An 11,293-nucleotide genomic window follows, 5' to 3' on the forward strand; every position below is an offset into this window, starting at 1 on the left:
GGCGTACGGTGCCGACCGGGCCCTCGTTCCGCGCTCAAGGACTTCTCAGGCGGCCCCTGCGCCGTGCCGCCTCACTGCGCATCAACCATCTCCCCAGGAGAAACCGAATCCCCGTGAAGACCATCGAAGAGCTCATCGAAGCCGGTGTCGAAGGCAAGCGCGTCTTCGTACGCGCCGACCTGAACGTGCCGCTGGACGGCGTCACGATCACCGACGACGGCCGGATCCGCGCCGTCGCGCCGACCATCGCCAAGCTGGCCGCGGCCGGCGCGAAGGTCGTCGTGGCCTCGCACCTCGGCCGTCCCAAGGGCGCGCCGGACCCGAAGTTCTCGCTCGCCCCGGCGGCCGAGCGCCTCGGCGAGATCCTCGGCCGGGCCGTCGCCTTCGCCACCGACACCGTCGGTGACAGTGCCGAGGCCGTCGTGGCCGGGCTGGGCGACGGCGAGGTCGCGCTGCTGGAGAACCTGCGCTTCAACGCCGGCGAGACCAGCAAGGACGACGCCGAGCGCAAGGCCTTCGCCGAGCAGCTGGCCGCGCTGGCCGACCTGTACGTGGGCGACGGCTTCGGCGCCGTGCACCGCAAGCACGCGTCGGTCTTCGACCTGCCGGCCCTGCTGCCGCACGCCGCGGGCGACCTGATCGCCACCGAGGTCGGCGTGCTGAAGAGGCTCACCGAGGACGTCGCCCGCCCGTACGTGGTGGTGCTCGGCGGCGCCAAGGTCTCCGACAAGCTCGGCGTGATCGACAACCTGCTGAAGAAGGCCGACCGGATCCTGATCGGCGGCGGCATGGCGTACACCTTCCTCAAGGCCAAGGGCCACGAGGTCGGCATCTCGCTGCTGCAGGAGGACCAGATCCCGACCGTGCTCGGCTACCTGGCCGAGGCCGAGCAGCGCGGCGTCGAGTTCGTGCTGCCGGTGGACGTCCTGGTCTCCGCCGACTTCCCGGACCTCAAGACCAAGGCTCCGGCGAACCCCTCGACCGTCGCCGCGGACGCCATCCCGGCCGACCAGGAGGGCCTGGACATCGGCCCGAAGACCCGTGAGCTGTACGCGGCCAAGCTGGCCGACGCGGGCACGGTGTTCTGGAACGGCCCGATGGGCGTCTTCGAGCACCCGGACTACGCGAACGGCACCAAGGCCGTCGCCCAGGCCCTGCTCGACAGCAACGCGTTCACCGTGGTCGGCGGCGGCGACTCCGCCGCGGCCGTCCGCATCCTGGGCTTCGACGAGAACGCCTTCGGACACATCTCGACCGGCGGCGGCGCCAGCCTCGAGTACCTGGAGGGCAAGACCCTTCCCGGTCTCGCCGCTCTGGAGGACTGAAAGCACATGACCGACCGTCTCCCGCTGATGGCGGGCAACTGGAAGATGAACCTCAACCACCTTGAGGCCATCCAGCACACCCAGAAGCTGGCCTTCGCGCTGGCCGACAAGGACTACGAGGCCGTCGAGGTCGCCGTCCTGGTGCCGTTCACCGACCTGCGCTCGGTGCAGACCCTGGTCGACGGCGACAAGCTGAAGATCAAGTACGGCTCGCAGGACATCTCGCAGCACGACGGCGGGGCCTACACCGGTGAGGTCTCCGGCCCGATGCTGGCCAAGCTCAAGTGCACCTACGCGGTGATCGGCCACTCCGAGCGCCGCCAGTACCACGGCGAGAACGAGGAGATCGTCAACGCCAAGGTGAAGGCCGCCTACCGCGCCGGGATCACCCCGATCCTGTGCGTCGGCGAGCCGCTGGAGATCCGCAAGGCCGGCACCCACGTCGAGTACACCCTGGCCCAGCTGGACGGCGGCCTGGCCGACGTTCCGGCCCACCAGGCCGAGTCGGTCGTGATCGCCTACGAGCCGGTCTGGGCGATCGGCACCGGCGAGGTGGCCACCCCGGAGGACGCCCAGGAGGTCTGCGCCGCCATCCGCGCGCGGATCGCCGAGCTGTACGACGCCGAGCTGGCCGGCAAGGTCCGGGTGCTGTACGGCGGTTCGGTGAAGTCGTCGAGCGCGGCCGGTCTGATGGCCAAGCCGGACATCGACGGCGGCCTGGTCGGCGGTGCCTCGCTGGACGCCGACGAGTTCGTCAAGATCGTGCGCTACCGTGAGCAGGCAGTAGGCTAACGCCGCCGCAGCAACGTAGGCTTTGGGGCCGGACCGCCGTACGCGGCCCGGCCCCTTCGCCGAAGATACGAGAGAGTTGGTCCCGTCGTGGTTCTCGGGTTCTCGATTGCCCTGATCATCTTCAGTCTGCTGATGATCCTGCTGGTGCTGCTGCACAAGGGGAAGGGCGGCGGCCTGTCCGACATGTTCGGCGGTGGCGCGATGTCCACCGGCGGCGGTTCGGCGGTGGCCGAGCGCAACCTGGACCGCATCACGATCGTGGTCGGCCTGGGCTGGTTCGTGTGCATCGTGATCCTCGGCCTGGTGCTGAAGTACCAGAGCTGACGTATCCCTGACGCCCCGTCGCCCGAGCGCCTATCCTGGGACGGTCGGGTGCGGAGGCGATGGTGGCGGATGCTTAGCTCCTGCTTACACTAGGACGACTTTCGCCACCGACGCGCACCGCGGCGGGTCGGCGCACCAGTACGCAGGGAGTCAGACCGTGGCAAGTGGCAATGCCATCCGTGGCAGCAGGGTCGGGGCCGGCCCGATGGGCGAGGCGGAGCGCGGCGAGTCCGCCCCGCGCAACCGGATCTCCTTCTGGTGCGCGAACAAGCACGAGACCCGTCCCAGCTTCGCCGCCGAGGCGGCGATCCCGGAGACGTGGGACTGCCCGCGTTGCGGCTTCCCGGCCGGGCAGGACCAGCACAACCCGCCGGCGCCCTCGCGCAACGAGCCGTACAAGACCCACCTCGCCTACGTCCGCGAGCGGCGCACCGACGCCGACGGCGAGGCGATCCTGGCCGAGGCGCTGGCGAAGCTCCGCGGCGAGATCTGAGCAGAACGGCACGAAGGGCGCCACCGTCGAGTGACGGTGGCGCCCTTCGGCGTTGCCGGGGCCGGTTACGCGGAGGCCGGCGGGTAGAGCTGCGGCGGGATCCGCTCCGCGGCGGCGCGGTCCAGCAGCATCAGGGTGCGGCTGCGGCCGTACGCGCCGGAGGCGGGCGCCTGGATCTCGCCGGGGCCGGACAGGGCCAGCGCGACCGCGCCCGCCTTGTCCTCGCCGGCGGCCAGCAGCCAGACCTCGCGGGCCTCCCGGATCGCCGGGAGGGTGAGCGAGATCCGGGTCGGCGGGGGCTTGGGGGCCCCGCGCACGCCGATCACGGTCAGCTCGGTCTCCCGCACGCCCGGGTGCTCGGGGAAGAGCGAGGCGATGTGGGTGTCCGGGCCGACGCCGAGCAGCAGCACGTCGAAGGCCGGGACGCCGAGCCGGTCGCCCGGCCCGGCGGCCTTCGCCAGTTCCTGCGCGTAGCGGGCGGCGGCGGCCTCCACGTCCGAGCCGTCCACCCCGTCCGAGGCGGGCATCTCGTGCACCCGCGCCGGGTCGAGCGGGACGGCGTCCAGCAGCTCGGCCCGGGCCTGGACCGCGTTGCGCTCCGGGTCGGCGGCGGGCAGGAAGCGCTCGTCGCCCCACCAGAGGTCCAGCCGGCCCCAGTCGACCGCGTCGCGCGCCGGGGAGGCGGCGATCGCGGCCAGCAGGGCGTTGCCGTTGCGACCGCCGGTGAGCACCACCGAGGCACTGCCGCGGGCGGCCTGGGCGTCCACGATCCGGGTGATCAGCCGGGCTGCGGCCGCCTGGGCCATCAGCTCCTTGTCCCGGTGGACGACCAGCTGCGGGGTCGCGTTGGTCATGCGCCTTCCTTGGTGGTGCGCTTGCCGGCGGCCTTCCTGGCGGGCTTCTTCTCCGACGATTCGGCGGTCACCCGGTCCGGGTTGGCCACGGCGGCCTCGGCGGCCTCCTCGACGGCCTCCTCGGCGACCTCCCGGGCGACCTTCTCGGCCGCCGCGGTCTCGGCGTTGGCCGGCTCGTGCAGCTGGTCGACGGGCGTGCGCACGGCCGTCGCGTAGATGTCGTCCGGGTCCAGGCGGCGCAGCTCCTCGGCGATCAGCTCCGAGGTCTCACGCCGCTTGAGCGCCACCTGGCGGTCCGGCGAGCCGGGCATGGACAGCGTGCCCATCAGGCCGTCCGGGCGGTCCAGGGTGATGTCCCCGTCCTTGGTGCGCAGGTGCACCGCGGTGATGCCGGGGCCGCCGGTGACGACCCGCTCGACCGGCACCTGCAGCCGGTTGGTCAGCCAGAGGCCGAGCAGCTCGACGCTGGGGTTGTAGGACTCGCCCTCGACCACCGCGGAGACGATGGTGGACGGCCGCTGGTCCAGCGCGGCGGCCAGCATCGAGCGCCAGCCGGTGATCCGGGTCCAGGCCAGGTCGGTGTCGCCCGGGGCGTAGCTCTGGGAGCGCTGGGCGAGCTGGCCGACCGGGGACTCGGCGGTGACGGCGTCGGTGATCCGGCGCTGGGCGAGCGAGCCCAGCGGGTCCTGTGCCGGGTGCAGCGGCGCGTTGTCCGGCCACCAGACGACGGTCGGGGCGTCCGGCAGCAGCAGCGGAAGGACCACCGACTGGGCGTGCGAGGCGAGTTCGCCGTGCATCCGCAGGACGGCCGTTTCGCCGGAGCCGGCGTCCGAGCCGACCAGGATCTCGGCGTCCAACCGGGTCTCGGCGCGGGCCCGGGGCGAGCGCCCGGCGCGCTTGATGACCGCGAGGGTACGCATCGGGTGCTCGCGGGAGGCGTCGTTGGCGGCCTTGAGGGCGTCGTAGGCGCTGCCCTCGTCGGTCACGATCACCAGGGTGAGCACCATGCCGGCGGCGGTGGAGCCGCTGGCCCGGCGCGCCTCCATCAGCGCGGCGTTGATCTTGCTGGACGTCGTTTTGGTGAGGTCGATCTTCATGGCCGGCGCCAGCTCCTGCCGTCTCGTGCGAGCATCTCGTCCGCCTCGACGGGGCCCCAGGTCCCCGCCGCGTACTGGGCGGGCTTGCCGTGGGTGTCCCAGTACTTCTCGATCGGGTCGAGGATCTGCCAGGAGAGCTCGACCTCCTGGTGGCGCGGGAACAGGTTGGCGTCGCCGAGCAGCACGTCGAGGATGAGCCGCTCGTACGCCTCCGGGCTCGACTCGGTGAAGGACTCGCCGTAGGCGAAGTCCATCGTGACGTCCCGGACCTCGAAGGAGGTGCCCGGCACCTTGGAGCCGAACCGCACCGTCACGCCCTCGTCCGGCTGGACCCGGATGACCAGGGCGTTCTGCCCCAGCTCCTCGGTCGCGTAGGAGTCGAAGGGCAGGTACGGGGCGCGCTGGAAGACGACCGCGATCTCGGTGACCCGGCGGCCCAGACGCTTGCCGGTGCGCAGGTAGAACGGGACACCCGCCCAGCGGCGGTTGTTGATCTCCAGCTTGATGGCCGCGTAGGTGTCGGTCTTGGAGTCGGGGTCGATCCCGTCCTCGTCCAGGTAGCCGAGGACCTCCTCGCCGCCCTGCCAGCCGGCGGCGTACTGGCCGCGCACGGTGTGCCGGCCGAGGTCGGCCGGGAGCTTGACGGCGCTGAGCACCTTGAGCTTCTCGGCCACCAGTGCCTTCGGGTGGAAGGAGGCGGGCTCCTCGATGGCGGTGAGCGCCATCAGCTGGAGCAGGTGGTTCTGGATCACGTCACGGGCGGAGCCGATGCCGTCGTAGTACCCGGCCCGGCCGCCGATGCCGATGTCCTCGGCCATGGTGATCTGCACGTGGTCGACGTACGACCGGTTCCAGATCGGCTCGAACATCTGGTTGGCGAAGCGCAGCGCCAGGATGTTCTGGACCGTCTCCTTGCCCAGGTAGTGGTCGATCCGGAAGACCTCGTCCCGGGGGAAGACCTCGTGGACGACCTTGTTGAGCTCCTGCGCGCTCTCCAGGTCGTGGCCGAAGGGCTTCTCGATGACCGCGCGGCGCCAGGAGCCCTGGGGCGGGTCGGCCAGGCCGTGCTTCTTGAGCTGCTGGACGACGGTCGGGAAGAACTTCGGCGGGACGGACAGGTAGAAGGCGAAGTTGCCGCTCGTGCCCTGGGCCTGGTCCAGCTCCTCGATGGTCTCGCGCAGCTTGTCGAAGGCCTCGTCGTCGTCGAACGTTCCGTGGACGAACCGCATGCCCTTGGCGAGCTGCTGCCAGACCTCCTCCCGGAACGGGGTGCGGGCGTGGTCCCGGACGGCGTCGTGGACCTCCTTGGCGAAGTCCTCGTCGTCCCACTCCCGGCGGGCGAAGCCGACGAGGGAGAAGCCCGGCGGAAGCAGACCGCGGTTGGCCAGGTCGTAGATGGCCGGCATCAGCTTCTTGCGGGACAGGTCTCCGGTGACCCCGAAGATGACCAGGCCGGACGGCCCCGCGATGCGCGGGAGCCGTCGGTCGGAGGGGTCGCGAAGCGGGTTGACGGGGGAGGGCGGGAGATCGCCCGCGTCCGATTCTGGAGTCAACTCGGGGAAATCAGTGCTCACTTGATGGGCTCCGCTTTCGTGCACTGGCTGTGAGCAGGGGTCACTTCTCGTTGGCGAAGGAGGCGAGCGAGGCGGTGACGGTGTCGAGCAGTTCCTTCCAGGACTGCTCGAACTTCTCGACGCCCTCGTCCTCCAGGAGCTGGACGACGTCGTCGTAGTCCACGCCGGCGGCGGCGATCGCGTCCAGCACGGCCTTGGCGTCAGCGTAGTTGGGGACGATGGTGTTGCCGGTGACCCGGCCGTGGTCGGCGGTGGCGTCCAGGGTGGCCTCGGGCATCGTGTTCACGGTGCCGGGGGCGACCAGCTCGGTGACGTACAGGGTGTCCGGCAGGGCCGGGTCCTTGACGCCGGTGGAGGCCCACAGCGGGCGCTGCGGCTTGGCGCCGGCGGCCTCCAGGGAGAGCCAACGGGCGTTGCCGGCGGTCTTGCCGTCGACGCTGCCGAAGACCTCCTCGTACGCCTGGTAGGCGAGGCGGGCGTTGGCCAGCGCGGCCTTGGAGCGCAGGTCCCTGGCGTCGCCGCCGATCTTGTCCAGGCGCTTGTCGATCTCGGTGTCCACGCGGGAGACGAAGAAGGAGGCGACCGACTCGATCTGGGAGAGGTCCAGGCCCTTGGCCTTGGCGGCCTCCAGGCCGGTCAGGTAGGCGTCGATGACGGCCTTGTAGCGCTCCAGCGAGAAGATCAGCGTGACGTTGACGCTGATGCCCTTGCCGATGACCTCGCTGATCGCGGGCAGGCCGGCCTTGGTGGCGGGGATCTTGATGAAGACGTTCGGACGGTCGACCAGCCACCACAGCTGCTTGGCCTCGGCCACGGTGGTGGCGGTCTCGTGCGCCAGGCGCGGGTCGACCTCGATGGAGACCCGGCCGTCGCGGCCGTTGGAGGCGTCGTAGACCGGGCGCAGCACGTCGGCCGCGTCGCGCACGTCCGAGGTGGTGATCATGCGGATCGCCTCGTCGGTGGTGACCTTGCGGACGGCGAGGTCGCGCAGCTGGCCGTCGTAGGAGTCGTCGCCGGCGCCGGCGATGGCCTTCTGGAAGATGGTCGGGTTGGTGGTGACGCCCACCACGTGCTTGTTCTGCACCAGTTCGGCCAGGTTGCCGGAGTTCAGCCGCTTGCGGCTGAGGTCGTCCAGCCAGATCGCAACGCCTTCGTCGCTGAGGCGCTTCAGTGCGTCAGTCATGGTGCTTCAGTCCCTTTGTTCTTCTGCTTCGTGGGGTAGTCAGAGGGGCCGGGGCGCCGATGTGCGGTCGGCGGCCCCGGCCGGGTGGCGCTAGCGGTTGACGGCCTCAAGGGAGCGCAGGGCGTTGTGGGCCTCGGCCACCACGCGCTCGGCGGTGATGCCGAACTCCTCGAAGAGCACCTTGTAGTCGGCGGAGGCGCCGAAGTGCTCCAGCGAGACGATCCGGCCGTGGTCGCCGACCAGCTCGCGCCAGCCCTGGGCGATGCCGGCCTCGACCGAGACCCGGGCCTTGACCGACGGCGGCAGCACGCTGTCGCGGTAGGCCTGGTCCTGCTCCTGGAACCACTCGAAGGACGGCACCGAGACCACGCGGGTGGCGATGCCCTCGGCCTCCAGCGCCTCGCGGGCCTTGACGGCCAGCTGGACCTCGGAGCCGGTGCCGAGCAGGATCACCTGCGGGTCGCCGGTGGAGGCCTCGGCCAGGATGTAGCCGCCCTTCGCGGTGCCCTCGGCGGAGCCGAAGACCTCGCGGTCGAAGGTCGGGACGCCCTGGCGGGTGAGGGCCAGGCCGACCGGGCCGGGGTGGCTGGTCTGGCGCTCGACGATGGTGCGCCAGGCGACGGCGGTCTCGTTGGCGTCGGCCGGGCGGACCATGGCCAGGCCCGGGATGGCGCGCAGCGAGGCCAGGTGCTCGACCGGCTGGTGGGTCGGGCCGTCCTCGCCGAGGCCGATCGAGTCGTGCGTCCAGACGTAGGTGACCGGCAGCTTCATCAGCGCGGCCAGGCGGACGGCCGGGCGCATGTAGTCGGCGAAGACCAGGAAGGTGCCGCCGTAGACACGGGTCTTCCCGTGCAGGGCGATGCCGTTCATGGTCGAGCCCATGGCGTGCTCGCGGATGCCGAAGTGGATCGTCCGGCCGTACGGGCCGGCGGTCTTCAGCGGGTTGCCCTCGGGGAGGAAGGAGCTGTCCTCGTCGATGGTGGTGAGGTTGGACTCGGCGAGGTCGGCCGAGCCGCCCCACAGCTCCGGGATCACCGCGCCGATCGCCTTGAGGGTGTCGCCGGAGGCCTTGCGGGTGGCGACGTCCTTGCCGGCCGGGAAGGTGGGGACGGCCTTCTTCCAGCCCTCGGGCAGCTCGCCGGCCTCGATGCGGTCGAACTCGGCGGCGCGGTGCGGGTTGGCGGCGCGCCAGGCGTCGAAGGACTGCTGCCACTGGTCGCGGGCGGCCTTGCCGCGCTTGATGACCTGGCGGGCGTGCTCGATGACCTGGTCGCTGACCTCGAAGGTCTTCTCCGGGTCGAAGCCCAGGACCTTCTTGGTGGCGGCGATCTCGGCGGTGCCGAGCGCGGAGCCGTGCGCCTTGGCGGTGTTCTGGGCGTCCGGGGCCGGCCAGGCGATGATGGTGCGCATCGCGATGATCGACGGGCGGGAGGTCTCGGCCTTGGCCGCGGCCAGCGCCTCGGCGAGGGCGGCCACGTCGATGTCGCCGTTGGACTTCGGGGTCACCCGCTGGACGTGCCAGCCGTACGCCTCGTAGCGCTTGAGGACGTCCTCGGAGAAGGCGGTCTCGGTGTCGCCCTCGATCGAGATGTGGTTGTCGTCGTAGAGGGCGACCAGGTTGCCCAACTTCTGGTGGCCGGCCAGCGACGAGGCCTCGGCGGAGATGCCCTCCTCCAGGTCGCCGTCGGAGACGATGGCCCAGATGGTGTGGTCGAAGGGGGACTCGCCGGCCGGGGCGTCCGGGTCGAACAGGCCGCGCTCGTAGCGGGTGGCCATCGCCATGCCGACCGCGTTGGCGATGCCCTGGCCGAGCGGACCGGTGGTGGTCTCCACGCCGGCGGTGTGGCCGTGCTCGGGGTGGCCGGGCGTGCGGCTGCCGGCGACGCGGAACGCCTTGAGGTCGTCCAGCTCCAGGCCGTAGCCGGAGAAGTAGAGCTGGGTGTAGAGAGTCAGGCTGGTGTGCCCGGGGGAGAGGACGAATCGGTCGCGCCCCACCCAGGACGGGTCGGTCGGGTCGTGGCGCAGGAACCGCTGGAAGATCAGGTATGCGGCCGGGGCCAGCGACATGGCCGTCCCGGGGTGTCCGTTGCCGACCTTCTGGACGGCGTCCATGGCCAGGACGCGCGCAGTGTCAACCGTGCGCTCATCCAGATCGGTCCACTCGAATGCGTTCGTCGGCGCAGTGCTCACCCTGTCTCAGGGCTCCTTCCGTTGTGAAGAGTGACCCCGTGAATTGGGGACCGGGTCGGCCACGGCGCTGTGGTCCCGACGCTGGGTGGTGCCGGTCACGGAGGGTAGATCCCGCTTCTGCGTGCGAGCCTACCGTCCGGGCCGCGCCTCACCCTCCGTGCTGAGACAACCGGCAATTCCGCGGGGTGATTCCCACAAGGGCGTCCTGGGCGATTTGTCCCAGGCTCTCCCGATTCGGGGCCGTGCGCAGCTCCGGTGGTCAGGACGGGCGAACGGAACCGCGCCGGGGGCGTCCGGGGGCCTCACCGGGCGGTTCTCCGGGCGGTTCACCCGGGGGTGTGCGTTCCGCCTCGCCAGGGGACCCCGGAGCCGGATGCGATATATGGAGCGTCTATGGTGTCGTGGTACGCGCAGAGCGGACTATTCGGGACCCTTCGTTCCTGTGGACGCCTGCGAAGATTCATCTTCAGTTGGGGTGTTAGTGACCGCCGTCGAAACCCGTCCCGCCGGGGTCACCGGGGCGACTCCTGCGCACCGGCCGTTCGGGGCCCGTGTCGGCGCGTTCGTCGCACTGACCAAGCCGCGGATCATCGAGCTGCTGCTGATGAGCACCGTGCCGGTGATGTTCCTGGCCCAGCAGGGCGTGCCGGACATGCTGCTGGTGCTGAAGGTCGTCGTCGGCGGCTACCTCTCGGCGGGCGGCGCCAACGCCCTCAACATGTACATCGACCGCGACATCGACGCGGTGATGTCGCGCACCGAGCGGCGGCCGATCGTCACCGGAATGGTGTCGCCGCGCGAGGCGCTGGTCTTCGGCATCGTGCTGGCGGTCGTCTCGACCCTGCTGCTGGGCTTCGGGGTCAACTGGCTGTCCGCCTGGCTGGCGCTGGGCGCGCTGCTGTTCTACGTGTTCGTCTACACGCTGGGGCTCAAGCGGCGCACCTCGCAGAACATCGTCTGGGGCGGCATCGCCGGCTGCATGCCGGTGCTGGTCGGCTGGTCCTCGGTGACCAACTCGGTGTCCTGGGCCGCGGTGGTGCTGTTCCTGGTGGTGTTCTTCTGGACGCCGCCGCACACCTGGGTGCTGTCGATGAAGGTCCGCGACGACTACCAGCGGGCCGGCGTGCCGATGCTGCCGGTGATCAAGGGCAACGTGGCGGTCGGCAAGCAGGTCGTCATCTACTCCTGGGTGATGGTGGCGGTCTCCCTGGCGCTCTGGCCGCTGGGACACATGAGCTGGCTGTACCCGGTCGTCGCGGTGCTGCTGGGCGCGGCCTGGCTGCGCGAGGCGCACGCGCTGTACGGGCGGGCCAAGGCCGGGGTCGTGGGCGCGAAGCTCAAGGAGATGCGGCTGTTCCACTGGTCGATCACCTACCTGTCGCTGCTGATGGTGGTCTGCGCGATCGACCCGTTCGTGAAGTAGGGCTTGTTCGACGGCGAGGAGCCCCGGTCCTGGTGCTG

General features: G+C 70.8%; 10 protein-coding genes. 5 read left to right on the forward strand and 5 right to left on the reverse strand.

Features of this window, described 5'->3' with window-relative positions; genetic code table 11:
- Nucleotides 1-113: 113 nt before the first annotated feature.
- From ACFU7Y_RS29405 to ACFU7Y_RS29420, 4 genes are all read left to right on the forward strand, one after another.
- Nucleotides 114-1,325: a phosphoglycerate kinase gene (locus tag ACFU7Y_RS29405; RefSeq protein ID WP_224275310.1), complete on the forward strand. Its 1,212-nt coding sequence runs from the start codon at nt 114-116 to the stop codon at nt 1,323-1,325.
- 6 nt (nt 1,326-1,331) lie between these two features.
- On the forward strand, nt 1,332-2,117 hold the full coding sequence (gene tpiA / locus ACFU7Y_RS29410) for a triose-phosphate isomerase (RefSeq protein ID WP_224275307.1): 786 nt from the start codon (nt 1,332-1,334) through the stop codon (nt 2,115-2,117).
- 87 nt (nt 2,118-2,204) lie between these two features.
- Nucleotides 2,205-2,441: a preprotein translocase subunit SecG gene (gene secG, locus ACFU7Y_RS29415; protein ID WP_224275305.1), complete on the forward strand. Its 237-nt coding sequence runs from the start codon at nt 2,205-2,207 to the stop codon at nt 2,439-2,441.
- A 205-nt stretch (nt 2,442-2,646) separates the two neighbouring features.
- Complete coding sequence (locus tag ACFU7Y_RS29420) at nt 2,647-2,934, forward strand: RNA polymerase-binding protein RbpA (RefSeq protein ID WP_223245297.1); 288 nt, start codon at nt 2,647-2,649, stop codon at nt 2,932-2,934.
- Between the two features lie 65 nt (nt 2,935-2,999).
- On the opposite strand, the gene pgl is transcribed toward ACFU7Y_RS29420, so the two are convergent.
- From pgl to tkt, 5 genes are all read right to left on the reverse strand, one after another.
- On the reverse strand, nt 3,000-3,788 hold the full coding sequence (pgl, locus tag ACFU7Y_RS29425; RefSeq protein ID WP_224275302.1) for a 6-phosphogluconolactonase: 789 nt from the start codon (nt 3,786-3,788) through the stop codon (nt 3,000-3,002).
- The gene (gene opcA, locus ACFU7Y_RS29430; RefSeq protein ID WP_224275300.1) at nt 3,785-4,885 is read right to left on the reverse strand and encodes a glucose-6-phosphate dehydrogenase assembly protein OpcA; all 1,101 of its coding nucleotides are present in this window, start codon (nt 4,883-4,885) and stop codon (nt 3,785-3,787) included. Before opcA ends, pgl begins: the two co-directional genes overlap by 4 nt.
- Nucleotides 4,882-6,438: a glucose-6-phosphate dehydrogenase gene (gene zwf, locus ACFU7Y_RS29435; RefSeq protein ID WP_224275359.1), complete on the reverse strand. Its 1,557-nt coding sequence runs from the start codon at nt 6,436-6,438 to the stop codon at nt 4,882-4,884. The genes opcA and zwf overlap by 4 nt, the downstream gene beginning before the upstream one ends.
- Before the next feature lie 61 nt (nt 6,439-6,499).
- Nucleotides 6,500-7,642, reverse strand: coding sequence for a transaldolase (gene tal, locus ACFU7Y_RS29440; protein ID WP_380770216.1), 1,143 nt, complete (start codon nt 7,640-7,642; stop codon nt 6,500-6,502).
- A gap of 90 nt (nt 7,643-7,732) precedes the next feature.
- Entirely contained in the window at nt 7,733-9,832 is a 2,100-nt protein-coding gene (tkt, locus tag ACFU7Y_RS29445; RefSeq protein WP_224275296.1) for a transketolase, read from the reverse strand.
- A 475-nt stretch (nt 9,833-10,307) separates the two neighbouring features.
- Between tkt and ACFU7Y_RS29450 the strand changes: the two genes are divergently transcribed.
- On the forward strand, nt 10,308-11,255 hold the full coding sequence (locus ACFU7Y_RS29450; RefSeq protein WP_224275294.1) for a heme o synthase: 948 nt from the start codon (nt 10,308-10,310) through the stop codon (nt 11,253-11,255).
- Nucleotides 11,256-11,293 lie beyond the last annotated feature (38 nt).

This window comes from Kitasatospora sp. NPDC057542, from assembly GCF_042801945.1.
Taxonomy (GTDB): domain Bacteria; phylum Actinomycetota; class Actinomycetes; order Streptomycetales; family Streptomycetaceae; genus Kitasatospora.

Coding starts and splice junctions, on each gene's coding strand:
- tpiA (WP_224275307.1), top strand. CDS start 1,332: ATGACCGACCGTCTCCCGCTGATGGCGGGCAACTGGAAGATGAACCTC.
- ACFU7Y_RS29420 (WP_223245297.1), top strand. CDS start 2,647: ATGGGCGAGGCGGAGCGCGGCGAGTCCGCCCCGCGCAACCGGATCTCC.
- pgl (WP_224275302.1), bottom strand. CDS start 3,788: ATGACCAACGCGACCCCGCAGCTGGTCGTCCACCGGGACAAGGAGCTG.
- opcA (WP_224275300.1), bottom strand. CDS start 4,885: ATGAAGATCGACCTCACCAAAACGACGTCCAGCAAGATCAACGCCGCG.
- tal (WP_380770216.1), bottom strand. CDS start 7,642: ATGACTGACGCACTGAAGCGCCTCAGCGACGAAGGCGTTGCGATCTGG.